Annotated in this window: 15 protein-coding genes; 12 read left to right on the top strand and 3 right to left on the bottom strand. The window is 74.0% G+C overall.

What is annotated here, in order from left to right:
• Positions 1 to 8 precede the first annotated feature (8 nt).
• Entirely contained in the window at positions 9 to 845 is an 837-nt protein-coding gene (locus tag MF605_RS03000; protein WP_123243883.1) for a biotin--[acetyl-CoA-carboxylase] ligase, read from the bottom strand.
• 189 nt (positions 846 to 1,034) lie between these two features.
• On the opposite strand from MF605_RS03000, the gene MF605_RS02995 reads away from it, so the two are divergent.
• The 6 genes from MF605_RS02995 (at position 1,035) to MF605_RS02970 (ending at position 8,962) form a co-directional block, all read left to right on the top strand.
• Entirely contained in the window at positions 1,035 to 2,618 is a 1,584-nt protein-coding gene (locus MF605_RS02995; RefSeq protein ID WP_041103546.1) for an acyl-CoA carboxylase subunit beta, read from the top strand.
• Entirely contained in the window at positions 2,615 to 2,908 is a 294-nt protein-coding gene (locus MF605_RS02990; RefSeq protein ID WP_233569900.1) for a hypothetical protein, read from the top strand. The genes MF605_RS02995 and MF605_RS02990 overlap by 4 nt, the downstream gene beginning before the upstream one ends.
• A 35-nt stretch (positions 2,909 to 2,943) precedes the next feature.
• A complete protein-coding gene (locus tag MF605_RS02985; protein ID WP_123243884.1) occupies positions 2,944 to 4,632 on the top strand; it encodes a DUF885 domain-containing protein in 1,689 nt (562 codons plus the stop codon).
• Positions 4,629 to 5,324: a Maf family protein gene (locus MF605_RS02980; protein WP_134416410.1), complete on the top strand. Its 696-nt coding sequence runs from the start codon at positions 4,629 to 4,631 to the stop codon at positions 5,322 to 5,324. The genes MF605_RS02985 and MF605_RS02980 overlap by 4 nt, the downstream gene beginning before the upstream one ends.
• A gap of 164 nt (positions 5,325 to 5,488) precedes the next feature.
• Positions 5,489 to 7,345, top strand: a complete 1,857-nt coding sequence (locus MF605_RS02975) for an acetyl/propionyl/methylcrotonyl-CoA carboxylase subunit alpha (protein ID WP_123243886.1) — start codon at positions 5,489 to 5,491, stop codon at positions 7,343 to 7,345.
• 171 nt (positions 7,346 to 7,516) lie between these two features.
• Complete coding sequence (locus MF605_RS02970; RefSeq protein ID WP_134416408.1) at positions 7,517 to 8,962, top strand: MFS transporter; 1,446 nt, start codon at positions 7,517 to 7,519, stop codon at positions 8,960 to 8,962.
• Between the two features lie 116 nt (positions 8,963 to 9,078).
• On the opposite strand, the gene MF605_RS02965 is transcribed toward MF605_RS02970, so the two are convergent.
• Positions 9,079 to 10,518, bottom strand: coding sequence for an NAD(P)H-quinone dehydrogenase (locus MF605_RS02965; protein WP_208857714.1), 1,440 nt, complete (start codon positions 10,516 to 10,518; stop codon positions 9,079 to 9,081).
• A 64-nt stretch (positions 10,519 to 10,582) separates the two neighbouring features.
• On the opposite strand from MF605_RS02965, the gene MF605_RS02960 reads away from it, so the two are divergent.
• The 6 genes from MF605_RS02960 (at position 10,583) to MF605_RS02935 (ending at position 16,214) form a co-directional block, all read left to right on the top strand.
• Entirely contained in the window at positions 10,583 to 11,428 is an 846-nt protein-coding gene (locus tag MF605_RS02960; RefSeq protein ID WP_044659714.1) for a purine-nucleoside phosphorylase, read from the top strand.
• Positions 11,428 to 13,158 carry a phospho-sugar mutase gene (locus MF605_RS02955; RefSeq protein WP_123243889.1) on the top strand — a complete coding sequence of 577 codons (1,731 nt, stop codon included), beginning with the start codon at positions 11,428 to 11,430 and terminating at the stop codon, positions 13,156 to 13,158. The genes MF605_RS02960 and MF605_RS02955 overlap by 1 nt, the downstream gene beginning before the upstream one ends.
• A 20-nt stretch (positions 13,159 to 13,178) precedes the next feature.
• On the top strand, positions 13,179 to 13,868 hold the full coding sequence (deoC, locus tag MF605_RS02950; RefSeq protein WP_123243890.1) for a deoxyribose-phosphate aldolase: 690 nt from the start codon (positions 13,179 to 13,181) through the stop codon (positions 13,866 to 13,868).
• 58 nt (positions 13,869 to 13,926) lie between these two features.
• Complete coding sequence (locus MF605_RS02945; protein WP_036317357.1) at positions 13,927 to 14,232, top strand: hypothetical protein; 306 nt, start codon at positions 13,927 to 13,929, stop codon at positions 14,230 to 14,232.
• Positions 14,233 to 14,310: 78 nt separating this feature from the next.
• Entirely contained in the window at positions 14,311 to 15,378 is a 1,068-nt protein-coding gene (locus MF605_RS02940) for an acyltransferase family protein (RefSeq protein WP_134416404.1), read from the top strand.
• On the top strand, positions 15,375 to 16,214 hold the full coding sequence (locus tag MF605_RS02935; RefSeq protein ID WP_134416402.1) for an arsenate-mycothiol transferase ArsC: 840 nt from the start codon (positions 15,375 to 15,377) through the stop codon (positions 16,212 to 16,214). The genes MF605_RS02940 and MF605_RS02935 overlap by 4 nt, the downstream gene beginning before the upstream one ends.
• A 10-nt stretch (positions 16,215 to 16,224) precedes the next feature.
• On the opposite strand, the gene MF605_RS02930 is transcribed toward MF605_RS02935, so the two are convergent.
• On the bottom strand, positions 16,225 to 17,559 hold the full coding sequence (locus MF605_RS02930; RefSeq protein WP_129867207.1) for an O-antigen ligase family protein: 1,335 nt from the start codon (positions 17,557 to 17,559) through the stop codon (positions 16,225 to 16,227).
• Positions 17,560 to 17,672: the final 113 nt, after the last annotated feature.

Below are 17,672 nucleotides of genomic sequence, written 5' to 3'. Positions count from 1 at the left end.
CGGGTGTGTCATGCGCCGCGATGGACGTCTCCGCGCAGGTGGGCCACGTCCCCCGCACTGACCTCGGTCTCGATTGTGCCACGGTCCGGTGTGACGCGCTTCACGCGCAGGGTGCCACCGGGGCCGAGGCCCACGGCCGTGCCCTCCAGCACGCCGCCGCCGGGCAGCTCGGCGCGCACCGCGCGGCCCAGCGTGGAGAGCCGGTCCGCCACGGCCGCCACGGCCGGGTGACGCCCGTCGACGGCCGTCGTCTGCCCCGCCACGCCCGCCGCGAAGCGGTCCACGGCCGCCACGACGGCGTCGCGCAGCTCGACCGCGAGGTCCCGGGGGGCGGGCACGGCGTCCGCGCCGATCCACTCCGCCAGGTCCGTGGCGGTGTCCACCGGGGCGGCCCCGCGGTGGTCCAGGTTCACGCCCATCCCGACGACGACGCCGGGCCCCTTGCCGTCCGAGGACAGCGCCACCGTGGCCAGCACGCCGCACAGCTTGCGCCCGTCGGTGGCGAGCACGTCGTTCGGCCACTTCACGTGCGTCGGGACGCCCCGGGCCGCGAGGCGCTCGGCGACCGTGGCGGAGGCGACGAGCGAGAGCCAGCTCAGGTGGGCCGGGGAGACCGGCACCCCGCCGGACTCGGGACGCAGGTACACGGACAGGGCGAGCGCCGCACCCGGCGCGGCGCTCCACACCCGGGAGTGCCGTCCCCGGCCGGCCCGCTGGTCTGCGGTGGCCACGGCCGCACCGTGCCGGTGTCCCTCGCGGTCCAGCCGTGCGAGGAGCTCATCCTGCGTGGAGCCGGCGGAGTCCAGCCAGGTCAGATCCGGTGTGGGGGCGTCGTCGGGGTGCATGCCCCTAGATATACACGGCGTTCCCGGGGGCGGGCCGGGCGGGCCGATCCGCTCCCGGGGCGCGCGGAGGGGCGGCCCGGGCCGACGTCCTCGTCGTTTGTGGGCTTCCTCCAACCGAGGGCGTCCGCGGCGGCCCGTAGACTGGCCGACTGAGCCTCCGCATCTGGCGGACCACCACAAGGAGGACGTGTGACCGATCCCGATCTGACCACCACGGCCGGCCGGCTGGCCGACCTGCATCGGCGGCTCGAGGCGACGGCCGCGCCCGGCGGCCCGGACGCCGTCGAGCGCCAGCACGCTCGCGGCAAGCACACCGCGCGCGAGCGGATCGACCTCCTCCTGGACGAGGGCTCCTTCGTGGAGCTGGACGCGCTGGCCGTGCACCGCACCACCGCGTTCGGCATGGACGCCAAGCACCCGGCCGGCGATGGCCTGGTGTCCGGCTTCGGCACCGTGGACGGGCGCCAGGTGGCCGTCTACTCCCAGGACTTCACCGTGTTCGGCGGCTCGCTGTCCGAGCGCAACGGACAGAAGATCGTGAAGGTCCAGGAGTTCGCCGCGCGCAACGGCTGCCCCGTGATCGGCATCCTCGACGGCGGCGGCGCGCGCATCCAGGAGGGCGTGGCCTCCCTCGCCCAGTTCGCGGACATCTTCCGGAACAACGTCCTGGCCTCGGGCATGATCCCGCAGATCTCGCTGATCATGGGCCCCTCCGCCGGCGGCGCGGCCTATTCGCCGGCGCTGACGGACGTCGTGGTGATGGTGGACCAGACCTCGCACATGTTCATCACCGGCCCGGACGTGATCAAGACCGTCACGGGCGAGGACGTGGACATGGAGACCCTCGGCGGCGCCCGCTCGCACAACGCCACCTCCGGCACCGCCCACTACATGGCCTCCTCGGAGGAGGACGCGATCGCCTACGTGCAGGAGCTGCTCGAGCTGCTGCCCTCCAACAACCTCGCGGAGGCCCCGACCTTCGAGGCCGCGGACCCGGAGCCCACGGACGAGGACCTCGCCCTGGACGAGATCGTCCCGGACTCCGCCAACCAGCCCTACGACATGCTCGAGGTCATCGCCTCGATCGTGGACGAGGGCCACCTGCTGCAGCTGCAGGAGCTGTACGCGCCCAACGTGATCACCGGCCTGGCCCGCCTGGACGGCATGAGCGTGGGCGTCGTCGCGAACCAGCCGATGCAGTTCGCCGGCACCCTGGACATCGCCGCCTCGGAGAAGGCCGCGCGGTTCGTGCGCTTCTGCGACGCGTTCAACATCCCGATCATCACCCTCGTGGACGTGCCCGGGTTCCTGCCCGGCACGGACCAGGAGTTCAACGGCATCATCCGCCGCGGCGCCAAGCTGATCTACGCCTACGCCGAGGCCACCGTGCCGAAGCTGACCGTGATCACGCGCAAGGCCTTCGGCGGCGCGTACATCGTGATGGGCTCCAAGAAGCTCGGCGCGGACCTGAACCTGGCCTGGCCGAGCGCGCAGATCGGCGTGATGGGCGCCCAGGGCGCCGTGAACATCCTGTACCGGCGCGACCTGAAGGCGACGGCGGAGGCGGGCGGCGACGTCGACGCGCGCCGGGCCGAGATCGTGGCCGACTACGAGGCCGAGCTGCTCAACCCGTACCAGGCCGCCGAGCTGGGCTACGTGGACGCCGTGGTGCCCCCGCACGCCACCCGCGGCCAGCTCATCCGCGCCCTGCGCGCCACCCTGCACAAGCGCGAGGCCCGCCCCGCCAAGAAGCACGGGAACATGCCGCTGTGAGCGCCCCGCTGGGTCCGGGCGCCCCGGACGAGAACGACGCGTCCACGCAGGCCACGCCGGCGTCGGCCGACCCGCTGCAGCTCAGCGGCCCGGAGTTGGAGCCGGAGGAGATGGCGGCGCTGGCCGCCGTCCTCGAGGCGGCCGCCGCGGCCCGGGCCGAAGCCGCCCGGCTCGCCGCCGCGGCCGCCGACCCCCGTCCCCTGGACCGCACGCTCCGCCGTCGCGGCGACCTGGGCCTGTGGGCACGGCCCGGCCGCGGCCAGTGGCGTCAGGGCGCGGGCCCGCAGTGAGCCGGGAGGCGGGCGCCAGCGCCTAGAGTGCCGGTATGACCCAGCACACCTCCGAGGCCGCCGCCGACGGCGCCCGCACCCCGTCCGCCATCGACGCGCTCGCCGAGCGCTACGTGACCGACCTCCTCGCCCTGCATCCGGACACCGCCACCGAGCTCGGCTTCCCCGGCCGGGAGACCGAGTACACGGACTTCTCCCCCGCCGGCGCCCGCGCCGACGACGAGCTCAACGCCCGCCTGCTCGAGGACTTGGCCGCGCTCGAGCCGCAGGACGAGACGGACCGCGTCACGAAGGCGGCCATGCAGGAGCGCATCGGCCTCGAGCGGGAGATCCACGCGACCGGCCGCACCGAGCTGAACAACATCGCCTCCCCCGCCCAGGGCATCCGCGCGGTCTTCGATCTCATGCCCACGGACACCGCGGAGCAGTGGGGCCACATCGCCGGCCGCCTCGAGAACCTGCCGGCCGCCCTGCGCGGCTACACGGAGTCCCTGCTCGCCTCCCGCGACGCCGGCCACGTGGCTGCGGTGCGCCAGGTGGACATTGTGGTGGAGCAGGCCCGCGCCCACGGCGCCGCGGGCGGGTTCTTCCCGGGCCTGGTCGAGCGGGCCGAGGCAGCCGACGTCGTGGACGACGCCCTGGCCGCCCGCATCCGCTCCGGCGCGGACGCCGCCGCGCAGGCCTACCGCGACTTCGCGGACACGCTCGAGGCCGAGCTGCGCCCGCACGCCCCGGAGGCGGACGGCGTCGGGATCGAGTACTACCGGCTGGCCTCCCGCGTCTTCCTCGGCGCCGAGATCGACCTCGAGGAGACCTACCGCTGGGGCCAGGAGGAGCTGGCCCGCATCATCGCCGCGCAGCAGGCGGACGCCGAGCGCATCCGGCCGGGCGCCACGATCGAGGAGGCGCGCGCGATCCTGGACGCGGACCCGGAGCGCACCCTGAAGGGCACCGAGGCCCTGCGCACATGGATGCAGCGGCTCTCCGACGACGCGGTCGAGGCCATGAAGGAGCACTTCGAGATCCCGGCCCCGATGGACCGGCTCGAGTGCATGATCGCCCCCACCCAGGAGGGCGGCATCTACTACACCGGCCCCTCGGACGACTTCTCCCGGCCCGGCCGCATGTGGTGGTCCGTGCCCCCGGGCGAGGACGAGTTCACCACGTGGGCGGAGACCACCACGGTCTACCACGAGGGCGTGCCGGGCCATCACCTGCAGATCGCCACCGCCATGATGAACCGGGAGAACCTCAACCTGTGGCGCCGCAGCTTCTGCTGGACGTCCGGCCACGGCGAGGGCTGGGCGCTGTACGCGGAGAAGCTCATGGAGGAGCTCGGCTTCCTCGACGACCCGGGCGACCACCTCGGCATGCTGGACATGCAGCGCATGCGCGCGGCCCGCGTGGTGTTCGACATCGGCTACCACTGCGGCTTCGACGCCCCCGAGTCCGAGGGCGGCGGCGCGTGGACCCCGGAGAAGGGCTACGCGTTCCTGACCAAGCACCTGAGGATCTCCGAGGGCCAGCGCCGCTTCGAGTTCACGCGCTACCTCGGCTGGCCGGGGCAGGCGCCGGCGTACAAGGTGGGCCAGCGCATCTGGGAGCAGATCCGCGCCGAGCACGAGCAGGCCGAGGGCGCCGACTTCGACCTCAAGGCCTTCCACACCCGGGCCCTGCGCCTGGGCGGCATGGGCCTGGACACCCTGCGGGAGGCGCTCGCGTGATCCCGCACGACGACGGCGCGGCCGACCCCGGCACGGGCCTGCGACTGGTGCTCGGCTCGGCCTCCCCCGGCCGAGCGGAGGTCCTGACCCGGGCGCGGGTGCCGTTCCGCGTCGTCGTCTCGGGGGTGGACGAGGCGGCCGTGGGCGCGGCGGCGGGCGACCCGTCGCCAGCGGAGCTGGCGGGCCTGCTGGCGGAGGCCAAGGGCCGCGACGTGGCCGCCCGGGTGGCGGCCTCCGGCGTCGAGGCCCCCACGCTCGTGCTCGGCTGCGACTCCGTGTTCGAGTTCGACGGCCGCGCCCACGGCAAGCCCTACGACCCCGAGGTCGCCGTCGAGCGCTGGCGCGCCCAGGCCGGCCGGGAGGGCGTGCTGCATTCGGGCCACTGGCTGGGCCTGGTGCTGCCGGAGCCCGGGGTCGGGTCCGGGATAGCCGCGGAGGCGGGCGTGGTGTCCGCCGTCGTGCGCTTCGGCGCCGTCACCGAGGCCGAGATCCAGGCCTACGTGGCCACGGGCGAGCCGCTGCACTGCGCGGGCGCGTTCACGGTGGACGGCGCGGGCGCGGCCCTCGTGGACGGCGTGGACGGGGACCCCAACGCGGTGATCGGGCTGTCCGTGGCGTGGCTGCGGCGGGCCGCGGCGGCCCTGGGCCAGGACTTCACCCGGTTGTGGGAACCCTCCAACGCGCAGCGCTGATCCGGCGCGTCCGGGCCCCGCGCCTCGGAGGGTTCCGCCACAACGAGTAGGGTGCTGGTCAGAGTCGGCGCCGTCCCGCGCCCTTCGCCCCAGCGGGTGAGGGGCACGACCCCGGACGTGGCGCCCGCACCCCCAGTCGTGATCGTCCGAGGAGTCCATCGCCCATGAGCATCGCCGACGCACCGCAGGCCTCGGTCGTCCCGCCCGTCGACCCCGCGGCGGAGCGCCGGTTCTCCCGGGTGCTGATCGCCAACCGCGGCGAGATCGCCGTGCGCATCATCCGGGCCTGCCAGGACGAGGGGCTGACCTCCGTGGCCGTCTACGCCGAGCCGGACCGGGACGCCCTGCACGTGACGCTCGCGGACGAGGCCGTGGCCCTCGGCGGGGAGACCGCCGCCGACTCCTATCTGGTGATCGGCAAGATCCTCGACGCCGCCGAGCGCGCGGGCGCGGACGCCGTGCACCCCGGCTACGGCTTCCTCTCCGAGAACGCGGATTTCGCGCGCGCCGTGGCCGACGCCGGCCTCGTGTGGATCGGCCCGCCCGCCGAGGCGATCGACCGGCTGGGCGACAAGGTCTCGGCCCGCCAGCTGGCCACCAAGGTCGGCGCCCCGCTGGCGCCGGGCACCACCTCCCCCGTGACCGGCACGGAGGAGGTCGTCGCGTTCGCGGACGAGTTCGGCCTGCCGGTGGCCATCAAGGCGGCCTACGGCGGCGGTGGCCGCGGCATCAAGGTGGCCCGCACGCGCGAGGAGATCCCCGAGTTCTACGAGTCCGCGGTCCGTGAGGCCGTGGCCGCGTTCGGCCGGGGCGAGTGCTTCGTGGAGCGGTTCCTGGACAAGCCGCGCCACGTGGAGACGCAGTGCCTGGCGGACGTGCACGGCGACGTCGTCGTGATCTCCACCCGCGACTGCTCGCTGCAGCGCCGCAACCAGAAGCTCGTGGAGGAGGCCCCGGCGCCGTTCCTCACGGACGAGCAGAACGCCCGCCTCGTGGAGTCCTCCAAGGCGATCCTGCAGGAGGCCGGCTACGTCGGCGCGGGCACGTGCGAGTTCCTCGTGGGCCAGGACGGCACCATCTCCTTCCTCGAGGTGAACACTCGCCTGCAGGTGGAGCACCCGGTCTCCGAGGAGATCACCGGCATCGACCTCGTGCGCGAGCAGTTCCGCCTGGCCCGCGGCGAGGCCCTCGGCTACACGGACCCGCAGCCCCGCGGCCACTCGATCGAGTTCCGCCTCAACGGCGAGGACCCGGGCCGCAACTTCCTGCCCGCCCCCGGCCGGCTCACCACGTTCCGCATGCCCAGCGGCCCCGGCGTCCGCGTGGACGCCGGCGTGGTGGAGGGCGAGACCGTCTCCGGGGCCTTCGACTCCATGGTCGCCAAGCTGATCGTCACCGGCGCGGACCGCCGCCAGGCCCTGCAGCGTGCCGCTCGCGCCCTGCGCGAGGCCGAGATCGTCGGCATGCCCTCGGTACTGCCCTTCCACCGCGCCGTGGTGCGCGACCCCGCCTTCGCCCCCGAGATCGCCGGCTCGGAGGAGCCGTTCTCGGTGCACACCCGGTGGATCGAGACGGAGTTCGCGAACCGCATCGAGCCGAGCGCCCTCACCCCGGCCGAGCCGGCCCCCCGCGAGGCGCGCCACACCGTGACCGTAGAGGTCAACGGCAAGCGCGTGGACGTCACCCTGCCCACGTGGGGCGAGGCCCTGCACACGATCTCCGGCGCCGCCCAGCGGGCCGGTGCGGGACGACGCCGACCCCGCGGCAAGCGCGGTGCACCGGTGGCCGCGGCCGTCAGCACGGACGCGCTGACCGCCCCGATGCAGGGCACCGTGGTGAAGGTCGCCGCCGAGAACGGCCAGACCGTGGCCGAGGGCGACCTGATCGTGGTCGTGGAGGCCATGAAGATGGAGCAGCCGCTCGCGGCCCACCGCGCGGGCGTCGTCAGCGGGCTCGAGGTCGAGCCGGGCCAGACGGTCACGGCCGGCACGGTGATCGCCACCATCGCCGACGCGGAGTGAGCCGCCGGCGACGACGGCGGGGAGCGCCGGCGTCGTGGGCTGGTTCCACATGGTGGACGACGGGGACATGACTCTCGCAGATCGGCGCGACGAGGCTTAACCTGACACGCATCTTCGTCTCACATCGTGGTCGTTCGCGACCCCCTGTGCCCGTCATACCAGGGAGACACCATGTCCCACTCCACCCCGCCCGCGAACCCGGGCGCCCCCACCGCCACCACCGATGTCACGTCGGACGCGGTCGCCACCGCGGAGGAGGTGCCCCGCTCGCGGGTCATCATCGCCTCGCTCGTCGGCACCTCGATCGAGTTCTACGACTTCTACATCTACGCCACGGCCGCCGTCTCGGTCTTCCCGCTGATCTTCTTCGCGGGCGGCGACGACAACACGGCCCTGCTGGCCTCCATGGCCACCTTCGGCGCGGCGTTCGTCGCCCGGCCGCTGGGCGCCGTCGTCTTCGGCCACCTGGGCGATCGCGTGGGCCGCAAGACCACGCTCATCGGCTCGCTGCTCACCATGGGCATCGCGACGTTCCTCATCGGCCTGCTGCCCACGTACTTCCAGATCGGCCTGTGGGCGCCGGCCATGCTGACGCTGCTGCGCTTCTTCCAGGGTCTGGGGCTCGGCGGCGAGTGGTCCGGCGCCGCTCTGCTGGCCACCGAGTACGCCAAGGACGGCAAGCGCGCGCAGGCAGCCATGTGGCCGCAGCTCGGCGCGCCGATCGGCTTCCTGCTGGCCAACGGCCTGTTCCTCGCACTCGTGCTCGGCTTCAGCCACGACTCGACGAGCCCGGTGCTCGACGGCCCGTTCCTCACGTGGGTGTGGCGCGTGCCGTTCCTGCTCTCGATCGTGATGGTGGCCGTGGGCCTCTACGTCCGCGTCAAGCTCGAGGAGACCCCGGTCTTCCAGCGCGCCCTCGACCGCGACCAGCGCGTGAAGGCGCCGCTGGGCGAGGTGTTCCGCCGCAACTGGTGGGAGCTGATCCTGGGCACCTTCGTCATGTACGCCACCTACGTGCTCTTCTACCTGATGACCACGTGGATCCTCTCCTACGCGATCGGCAAGCCGGCCAACGGCTTCCTGGGTGTCCCCTACGCCGAGTTCCTCGTGCTGCAGCTGGTCGGCATCCTGTTCTTCGCGGCGTTCGTGCCGGTCTCCGGCCTGCTGGCGGACCGCTTCGGCCGCCGCCCCACCCTGATCGTGATCTCGGTGCTCATGGTGCTGTTCGGCCTCTCGTTCGGCCTGTGGCTCGCGCCGGAGAACATGGGCGTGGGCGCGGAGCTGAACGTGCCGCTGATGCTGACGTTCCTGGCCACGGGCATGACGCTCATGGGTCTGACCTTCGGGCCCATGTCCGCAGTGCTGCCCGAGCTGTTCCCCACGAACACGCGCTACACCGGCTCCGGCATCGCCTACAACGTGTCCTCGATCCTCGGCGCGGCGCTGACCCCGTTCATCGCAGCCTGGCTGGTGCAGAAGTTCGATGTCGCCTACGTCGGCTACTACCTGGCCGCCGCCTCGGCGATCACCGTCATCGCACTGGCGCTCTCCCCCGAGACCCGGCACACGGACCTCGACACCGTCACCTCGGCCCGGGAGCGCCGCGCCGCACGCTGACCCCGGCCGGCTCCCCGCCCGGGGCCCCCGCCCGCACTTTCGAACGTGACATCGGGGGAATGGACGCTTTCGGTCGTGAGATAGGCCCTATCTCACGACCGAAAGTCGTCTCTGGGTCAGATGCGCACGTGCAGGCGGCGCGCCGCCTCCGCGATCGACCCGGACATGGACGGGTACACGGTGAAGGTATCCGCGAGGTCGTCCACGTGCAGCTTGTGCGTGACCGCGAGCGCGAGCGCGTAGATCAGCTCGGAGGCGCGCGGCGAGACCACCACGCCGCCGATCACGGTGCCGGAGCCCTGACGGGCGAAGATCTTCACGAACCCCTCCTCCGCGCCGGACATCTTGGCGCGGGGGTTGGTGTGGAAGTCCAGTCGCAGCACGTCCGCCTGGTACTGGCCGGAGTCCACCTGCGCCTGCGTGACGCCCACGGTGGCGATCTCCGGCGAGGTGAAGATGTTCGAGGCCAGCAGGTGCGGGCGCAGCGGCTTGAGAGCGTCGCCGAGCAGGTGGGCGACGGCGATGCGCCCCTGCATGGCCGCCACCGACGCGAGCGCGAGCTTGCCCGTGCAGTCGCCCGCCGCGTAGATGCTCGGCACGGACGTGCGGGAGACGCCGTCCACGAGCACGTGGCCGGAGTCGGCCAGCTTCACGCCCACGTCGTCGAGACCGAGGCCCGCCGTGTTCGGCACTCCGCCGACGGCCACCAGCGCGTGGGAGCCCTCGATCCACGGAGTGTCCTCGGCTCCCTCGCCGGAGAGATGGACGCGTACGCCGGTCTCGGTCCGCTCGACGGACTCGGCCCGGGAGCGGGCGATCACCCTGAGGCCGTTGTCCTCGAAGACCTTCTCGAGCAGCTCGGCGGCGTCGGCGTCCTCCCCGGGGAGCACGCGGTCGCGCGAGGAGACGAGGGTGACCTTGGCGCCGAGGCGGTTGTAGGCCGAGGCGAACTCGGCGCCGGTGACGCCGGAGCCCACGACGATCAGGTGCTCGGGCAGCTCCTTGAGGTTGTAGACCTGCTTCCAGTTGAAGATCCGCTCGCCGTCCGGGACGGCGGTGGGCAGCTCGCGGGGGCTCGCGCCGACGGCCACGAGGATCGCGTCCGAGGTGATGATCTCGGGCTCGGCGCCGGCGTCGGCGTCGTCGAGGGCGCGGACGGACACCTCGTGGGGGCCGACGACGCGGCCCACGCCGTCGATCACCCGGACGCCGACCCGCTCGAGGCCCGCGCGGATGTCCGAGGATTGCTCGTGGGCCAGGTTCAGGATGCGGTGGCCGACCCGGCCCATGTCGGCGTGGACGTCGCCCCCGCCGAGGTCGACGCCCAGGTCCACGGAGGCGCCCACGCGGCGCATCGAGTCGGCGGCGGCGATCAGCGTCTTGGAGGGGACCACGTCCGTGAGGACGGCCGCGCCGCCCAACCCCTGGCGCTCGACCAGGGTCACGCGGGCGCCCAGCTTCGCGGCCACCATGGCGGCCTCGTAGCCGCCGGGGCCGCCGCCGATGATGGTCAGGGACGGGATGAAGGTGCTGTTTTCCTCGCTCACGGGCTCCATTGTGTCCGCCACGGACGGGAAAGTCCTAGCCCGCGCTCACGGGACACCGCCTAGACTCCACGACGTGACCGACCAGACCAGCATCCCCTCCCCCGACTCCCCCTTGACCGGCGACCATCCGGGCTTCGCCGAGGCCCGCGCGGCCGCCGACACCATCGCCCGGGCGACGGGCGTGGCGGAGCACCGCGTCGCCGTCGTCCTCGGCTCCGGCTGGGGCGAGGCCGCCGGCCTGATCGGCGACGAGGTCGCCGCCGTGCCGCTGGCCGAGGTGCCCGGCTTCCACGCCCCGAAGGTGCCCGGCCACAACGCGGTGATCCGCTCGGTCCGACTGCCGGACGGCACGCACGCCCTCGTCTTCGGCTCGCGCACGCACTTCTACGAGTCCCGCGACGCCCAGGCCGTGGCGCACACCGTCCGCACCGCCGCCGCCGCCGGGGCGCGCACCGTGGTGCTGACCAACGGCTGTGGCGGGCTGGACCCGGAGATCGCCCCGGGCACCCCCGTCCTGATCGCGGACCACATCAACCTCACCGGCGCCACCCCGCTCGTCGGCGCCACGTTCGTGGACCTGACCGACCTCTACTCCCCGCGGCTGCGCGCGATCGCCCGTGAGGTGGACCCGTCCCTGCGCGAGGGCGTGTACGTCCAGTTCGCCGGCCCGCAGTACGAGACCCCCGCCGAGGTGCGGATGGCGCGCACCCTCGGCGGCGACCTCGTCGGCATGTCCACGGCACTGGACGCGATCGCGGCCCGTCACGCCGGGCTGGAGGTGTTCGGCATCTCGCTGGTGACCAACCTCGGCGCCGGCATCTCGGAGACGCCGCTGTCCCACGCCGAGGTCGTCGAGGCCGGCCAGGCCGCCGGCCCGCGCATCGCGCGTCTGCTCGCGGACATCGTGGGGCGGCTCTGATGCCCGCGCATCCCCCGCACGACGACGTCGCCGCGCTCCCGGAGGACGTCCTCGCCCGGGCTGAGCGGTGGGCGGCGGAGGACCCCGACCCCGCGCACCGGGACACCCTGCGCGCCGAGCTCGACGCGGCCGCCGGCGTCGGCCCGGAGGCCGCGGCCGCCCGGGCGGTGCTCGCCGCGCGCTTCGCCGGGCCGCTCGCCTTCGGCACCGCCGGCCTGCGCGCCGAGGAGGGCCCGGGCGAGTCCCGCATGAACCGGCTCGTGGTGCGCCGTACCGCGGCGGGTCTGGCCGCCCACCTGTGGGACGGCGTCGGACGGGACGCGGCCCCGCCGCTGGCCGTCGTCGGGTACGACGCGCGGCGCGGTTCGGCCGCCTTCGCCGCGGACACGGCCGCTGTCCTGACGGCCGCGGGCGTGCAGACCGTCCTGCTGCCGGACCCGCTGCCGACGCCGGTGCTCGCCTTCGCGGTGCGCCATCTCAGCGCGGACGCGGGCGTGATGGTCACGGCCAGCCACAACCCGCCCGCGGACAACGGCTACAAGGTCTACCTCGGCGGGCGGCTCACGGACGAGGCGGGTCGCGGGGCGCAGATCGTCTCCCCCGCGGACGCGGAGATCGCCGCCCGCATCGACCACGCGGCGTGGGCCGCGGACATCCCGCTCGCCGACGACGGCTGGACCGTGGCCGGGCCGGACCTGCTGGAGGCCTACCGCGCGGCGGCCCTCGGCGTGCTCGACGACGACCGGCACGGCCACCGCGACCTGCGCGTGGTCTACACGCCCCTGCACGGGGTGGGCGGCGCCGTGGTCCCGGGCCTGCTCGAGGACGCCGGCTTCGGCCCCGTCCACGTGGTGGCCGAGCAGGCCGCCCCGGACCCGGCCTTCCCCACGGTGGCGTTCCCCAACCCGGAGGAGCCGGGGGCGATGGACCTCGCCCTCGCCCTGGCCGCCGAGGTGGACGCGGACCTGGTGATCGCCAACGACCCCGACGCCGACCGCCTGGCCCTGGCCGCGCCCGTCACCGACGCGGACGGTGTCCGCACGTGGCGGATGCTCTCGGGCGACGCCGTCGGGACGCTGCTGGGCGCGCACGCGATGCCGGCCCTGCACGCGGCCGGCCGCAGCGCCGCGAACTCCGTGGTCTCCTCCCCGCAGCTGGCCGCCCTGGCGGAGGCGAACGGGGTGAGGCACCACGTCACGCTGACCGGCTTCAAGTGGATCTCCCGCGCCCCGGACCTCGGCTTCGGCTACGAGGAGGCCCTCGGCTACTGCGTGGACCCGGACATGGTGCGGGACAAGGACGGCATCACGGCCGCCCTCATGGCCGCGGAGCTGGCCGCCGCCCTCAAGGCGCAGGGACGCGGCCTGACGGACGCCCTGGCCGACGTCGACGCGGTCACCGGCGCCATGCCCAGCGCCCAGGTCTCGGTCCGCGTGGCGGACCTGTCCCTGATCGCCCGCACCATGGCGGCCCTGCGTCAGCAGGGGCCGGCCACGCTCGCGGGCGAGCCGGTCACCGTGCGCCGGGACCTGGCCGCCGGCGGGGACGGGCTGCCGCCGACGGACGCGCTGCTGTTCGCCACCGACTCCGGCACCCGCGTCCTCGTGCGGCCCTCCGGCACCGAGCCCAAGCTCAAGTGCTACCTCGGCACCCGGGACGCCGACCCGGCCGCGGCCGCCGAGCGACTCGAGGCGCTGCGCGCCGAGGTGACGGCCCTCGTGGGCGGCTGAGCCTCGGTAGGCTGGCGGACATGACCGTCTCCCTCACCACCGCCGAGCTGGCGAAGTACATCGACGCGACCGCCCTGAAGGCCGACACCTCGGAGGCGGACGTGCGCCGCCTCGTGGCCGAGTCCCGCGAGGCCGGGGTCAAGAGCGTCTGCATCAACCCCGTGTGGGTGCCGCTGGTGGCCGCCGAGCTCGCGGACTCGGACGTGCTGACCTGCACCGTGATCGGCTTCCCCCTCGGCGCCAACGCCTCGGAGGTCAAGGCCTTCGAGGCCCGGCAGGCGATCGACGCCGGCGCGGACGAGGTGGACATGGTCCTCGACGTCGCCGCGGCCCGTGCCGGGGACCGCGCCCGGCTCGTCTCGGACGTCCGCGCCGTGGCCGAGGCCGCGCATGCGGGCGGCCCCGCGGGCGACGGCGGGGCGCTGCTCAAGGTGATCGTGGAGACCGCCCTGCTGGACGACGACGCGATCGTCCTGGCCTGCGAGGCCGCGGTCGAGGCCGGGGCGGACTTCGTGAAGACCTCCACGGGCTTCTCCACCGCGGGCGCCACCGTCGAGCACGTCGCGCTGATGCGCCGCACCGTGGGCGAGCGCATCGGCGTGAAGGCCTCCGGCGGGGTGCGCACCCGCGCGGACGCCCTGGCGATGATCGAGGCCGGCGCCACCCGGATCGGGGCCAGCTCCGCGCTTGCTATCCTGGGATCCGACTGACTCGCATCACTTCGGCCGGGCGTCCGCCCCGGCCGGGACCGCACCGAAGGAGCATCACGTGATCCGCAACGGCAAGGCCATCGACCACTCCAACGTGGGCGGCGTCTGGGGTTCCCTGATCGCCTTCATCGTCGCCTTCGGCGCGTTCCTCGGCTGCCTCTACGCCATGGGCTTCTGGTCGCTCGAGTCGGTCTGGATCCCCGGCCTGATCGCGCTGGCCCTGGCCACCGTGGCCTTCATGATCCCCAAGGCGTTCCTGGGCCGCAGCGACACCGTGGACACCACCGCCATCCACACCCGTCCCGTCGTCGAGCACGCCGCCTCGGGCGCCCACGCCGTCGAGACCGGCGCCGCGCACCGCTGAGCCGTCCCGGAGCCGAGGATCGCTGACACCGGTCGTCCGGCCGCCGCGCGCCGAAGGGCGTCCACCCGCAACACGGGGGTGGACGCCCTTCGGCTTGTCTCCATCGCGGCGGTGGTGCTGGGTCACGCGTACCTGACGGACCTCACCTTCAGCCGGTACCTGGAGATCTGGCGGATGCCGCTGTTCTTCTTCCTCACCGGCTACTTCTGGACGCGCGGCCGCCCCTGGGCCACGGACGTGCGGGGCCGCTTCCGGAGCCTGATGGTGCCGTACCTGGTGTGGGCGGCGCTCATGTCCGTGGCCGCGTTCGCGTGGTTCGCCGACGACCCCGACCTCCTACGGCGTCTGATGCTCACCGGCTGGTACGGGGGCGCGGACCAGGAGCCCCCGTGGTGGGCGTTCTGGTTCATCTCCGTCCTGTTCTTCACCACGGTGCTGCGCCGATTCCTCGAGCGCTTCCCGTCCGCCGTCGCCTGGGCCGTGGGCCTGGCCGGGCTGGCGTGGGCCCACCTCGTGCCGGACTCCGCGATCGCCCGCACGCCTCTGGGCGTCGGGCTGGCCCTGCCGTGCCTGCTGTTCGTCCTCAGCGGCGAGACGTTCCGTCGCCGCGTCCAGCCGCACGTGCGACGCCATCGGACGCTCATCGGCCTCGGCCTGGTGCTGCTCGGGCTGGTCGCGGTCCGGCTGGGCCTGGAGCCGCCCAACATCAAGTTCGGCGGCTTCGGCACGCCGGTGCTCACCCCCGCCGTGGGCGTCCTGATGTCCGCGGGGATGGTGCTCGTGTTCGGTTCCACGGTGGAGGGGCTGCTGCGCTCCTTCGCCCGACGCACCGGGACGGGTCAGGCCCTGCGCCGCGTCATCACCGCCCTGGTCCGGACGGGCACGGTGGTGGTGCTGCTGCACGGCTGGGTGCTGATGTGGGTCACGCGCCACGGCGTGGAGGACAACGCCGTCAAGTTCGCCCTCGCGCTCGCCCTCAGCTGGCTGGCAGGCCTCGCCCTGCTCGCCACCCCCCTGTCCAAGCCGTTCACGGGGGCGCGCCGCCGCTGGCACCCGGTGCACCGCCTGCGACACGTGGAGCCCCCGCACCCCGTCACGTCCGCGCTGCCGCGCGTCACGACCGCCTCGGAGAGGACACACCCATGAGCAGGGATCATCGCCCCCCGATCCGCAATCCGTTCCTGCCGCCGACGCCGGAGGAGCCCGAGGTGTCGACCCGCGACGGCGGCCACCCGGCGGGTGACGGCGGCGACGCCGACGCCCCGGCGGCCTCCCCGGCGCGGGAGGATCGCCTCGCCGAGTTCCGGCTCGGCCCGGCGTTCCTCCCCCACCCGGCCGACCGTGTCCCCGGCCCCCTGCCGAGCGCCCGCGTCCTCGTCGTATGCACGGGCAACATCTGCCGCTCCGCCTACGTGGAGTACGCGCTGCAGGCGCAGCTCAACGCCCTGCTCGGCGACCGGGGCCGCGCGGTGGTCACGAGCGCGGGCACGGAACCGAACCAGGCGCTGACCGTCCCGGGTCCGCTGCTCGACCTCGCGCCGAGCCGCCGAGTCCGCGCCGCGTTGACGCAGCATCGACCGCAGCAGCTGACCGGGCGTTCGCTGGCGGACCAGGACCTCGTCCTGACCGCGACGGACGACCACCTGGACGAGGTGCTGCGTGAGGACCCCGCGGCGGTGCGCCGGACCTTCACGATCCTCGGCATGGGCACCCTCCTGCGCGACCACGGCGAGGAGCTCGCCGCGGCGGTCCCTCCGGGCGCGGGCGTCACCGCGCTCGTCACGGCGCTGGCGGAGCTGCGCTCCCGCCTGATCGCCCAGGGGGAGCGACCGGACGCGGATCTGCCGGACCCGTTCCGCGGCCCCGCCGAGGGCTACGCCGCCATGGCGCAGACCGCGCAGCCGATCGTCGAGCTGCTGGCGTGGGAGATCGCCCGGGCCCTCGACGGGGACCTCGTGGAGGAGGAGCCGACGGGCGCCTGACCGGCCGGCGTCAGAGATCGGGGACGGCGTGCCCGCCGGAGGACGGGGCGTGCTGCCCCCGGCGCGCCGCGGCCAGCACCCGACGGCGGCGCCGCTCGAGCACCTCGCTCTCGAGCGGGGCGTCCCGCTCGTCGAGCCAGAGGGTCACGCCGGCGGCGACGACGAGCATGCTCGGGATCGTGATGAACACCTCGCCCAGCTGCGTCGCGGAGACGAACACGACGACGGCCGCCGCCTCCACCGCCACGCGTGAGGGGGTGCGCAGCCGGGCGCTGAACAGGCGCAGCCCGAAGAACGCGTACGCGCCGAGGACGGCGAGGAGGAGCACGACGCCGCCCTCGGTGTAGAGGCCCGCGTAGGAGTTGTGGTAGTGCCACGTGGCACCGCCGAAGTCCACGTACGCCGTGGTGAGGCCCCGGCCGTACCACGGCGTCTCCGCGACGCGCACGGCCGTCTCGGCCTGGATGTTCGAGCGCAGCCAGTCCGTGCCGGTGCGGTCCGCGAAGAAGGCGATGCGGGCCAGGTTCTCCTCGGCGAACGCGACCGCCCAGGCGAGGACCGCCAGCAGGACCAGGCGCAGACCCGCCCCCATCCGCGGCGTCAGCCAGAGCCACAGGACGGCGCAGGCGAAGCCCGCCATGGAGGTGCGGGAGCCCGTGAGGACGACGCACACCGCGGCGGCGACGAGCAGGATCAGCTTCCACCGCCGCGTCCGCACGAGGGCGAGCGCCAGGACCGGCATGGCCGCGTAGTAGAGGCCCGCCACGTTCTTGTCCGCGAGGACGCCGGTCAGGAAGCTGCCGTAGGGCGCGGGCACGAGGCCGGCGTAGAAGAGGGGCACGTTCAGGGCCATGGCGGCGCCGAGCCCGACGGCGAGCGAGCGCAGGCTGAGCCGGCCGCCGGCGATGCAGCCGACGAGCCCGACGAGGGCCGCCATCCGCACCCACCGGCGCAGCCACTCCAGGTCCGGGATGCCCTGGGACACGGAGACGATCGCGAGGAACAGCAGCACGGCGGCGGCGAGCACGGCGGTCAACCCGAGGGCGGAGACATCGCGGCGGGACCGTCGGCACAGCGCCAGGGCCAGCAGCAGGAGCATGCCGGCCTCGTTCAGCGGGAGCGCCACGGGGCCGAGGGGGACGCCGAACGCCTCCATGGCCAGCAGGGCGCCGAGCAGCAGTTCGGGGATGCGCAGGGGCTCGCGGGGGACGACGGCGTCCGGGTCGGCCGACCACACGGACGTGCCGCGGGCGGCGGCGCGGGCGTGTCTCTCCCGCTCCGCCTGCAGGGCCACGTAGCGGGGGTCGGAGTGCCGCGGTCCGTGCGCATCGTGCCCCACCGTCATGACCGCCCCTCCGTCGCCCTGCCGGGGCGCGTCTCCGCCCCACGCCCAGCGTAGACGAGTGCGAAGGAATGGGCTGTCCCGCTTGTTAGAGTGAGCTGAGCCGCTGCCCTTCG

It is taken from the genome of Micrococcus luteus, from assembly GCF_022664405.1.
Classification (GTDB): domain Bacteria; phylum Actinomycetota; class Actinomycetes; order Actinomycetales; family Micrococcaceae; genus Micrococcus; species Micrococcus luteus.
This window is presented reverse-complemented; position numbering and strand designations above follow the sequence as displayed.

What these genes read in the sequence shown, in the direction of transcription:
- MF605_RS02955 (WP_123243889.1), top strand. Translation starts at nt 11,428, where the DNA reads ATGCCCGCGCATCCCCCGCACGACGACGTCGCCGCGCTCCCGGAGGAC.
- MF605_RS02935 (WP_134416402.1), top strand. Translation starts at nt 15,375, where the DNA reads ATGAGCAGGGATCATCGCCCCCCGATCCGCAATCCGTTCCTGCCGCCG.
- MF605_RS02975 (WP_123243886.1), top strand. Translation starts at nt 5,489, where the DNA reads ATGAGCATCGCCGACGCACCGCAGGCCTCGGTCGTCCCGCCCGTCGAC.
- MF605_RS02985 (WP_123243884.1), top strand. Translation starts at nt 2,944, where the DNA reads ATGACCCAGCACACCTCCGAGGCCGCCGCCGACGGCGCCCGCACCCCG.
- MF605_RS02970 (WP_134416408.1), top strand. Translation starts at nt 7,517, where the DNA reads ATGTCCCACTCCACCCCGCCCGCGAACCCGGGCGCCCCCACCGCCACC.
- deoC (WP_123243890.1), top strand. Translation starts at nt 13,179, where the DNA reads ATGACCGTCTCCCTCACCACCGCCGAGCTGGCGAAGTACATCGACGCG.
- MF605_RS02930 (WP_129867207.1), bottom strand. Translation starts at nt 17,559, where the DNA reads ATGACGGTGGGGCACGATGCGCACGGACCGCGGCACTCCGACCCCCGC.
- MF605_RS03000 (WP_123243883.1), bottom strand. Translation starts at nt 845, where the DNA reads ATGCACCCCGACGACGCCCCCACACCGGATCTGACCTGGCTGGACTCC.
- MF605_RS02965 (WP_208857714.1), bottom strand. Translation starts at nt 10,518, where the DNA reads ATGGAGCCCGTGAGCGAGGAAAACAGCACCTTCATCCCGTCCCTGACC.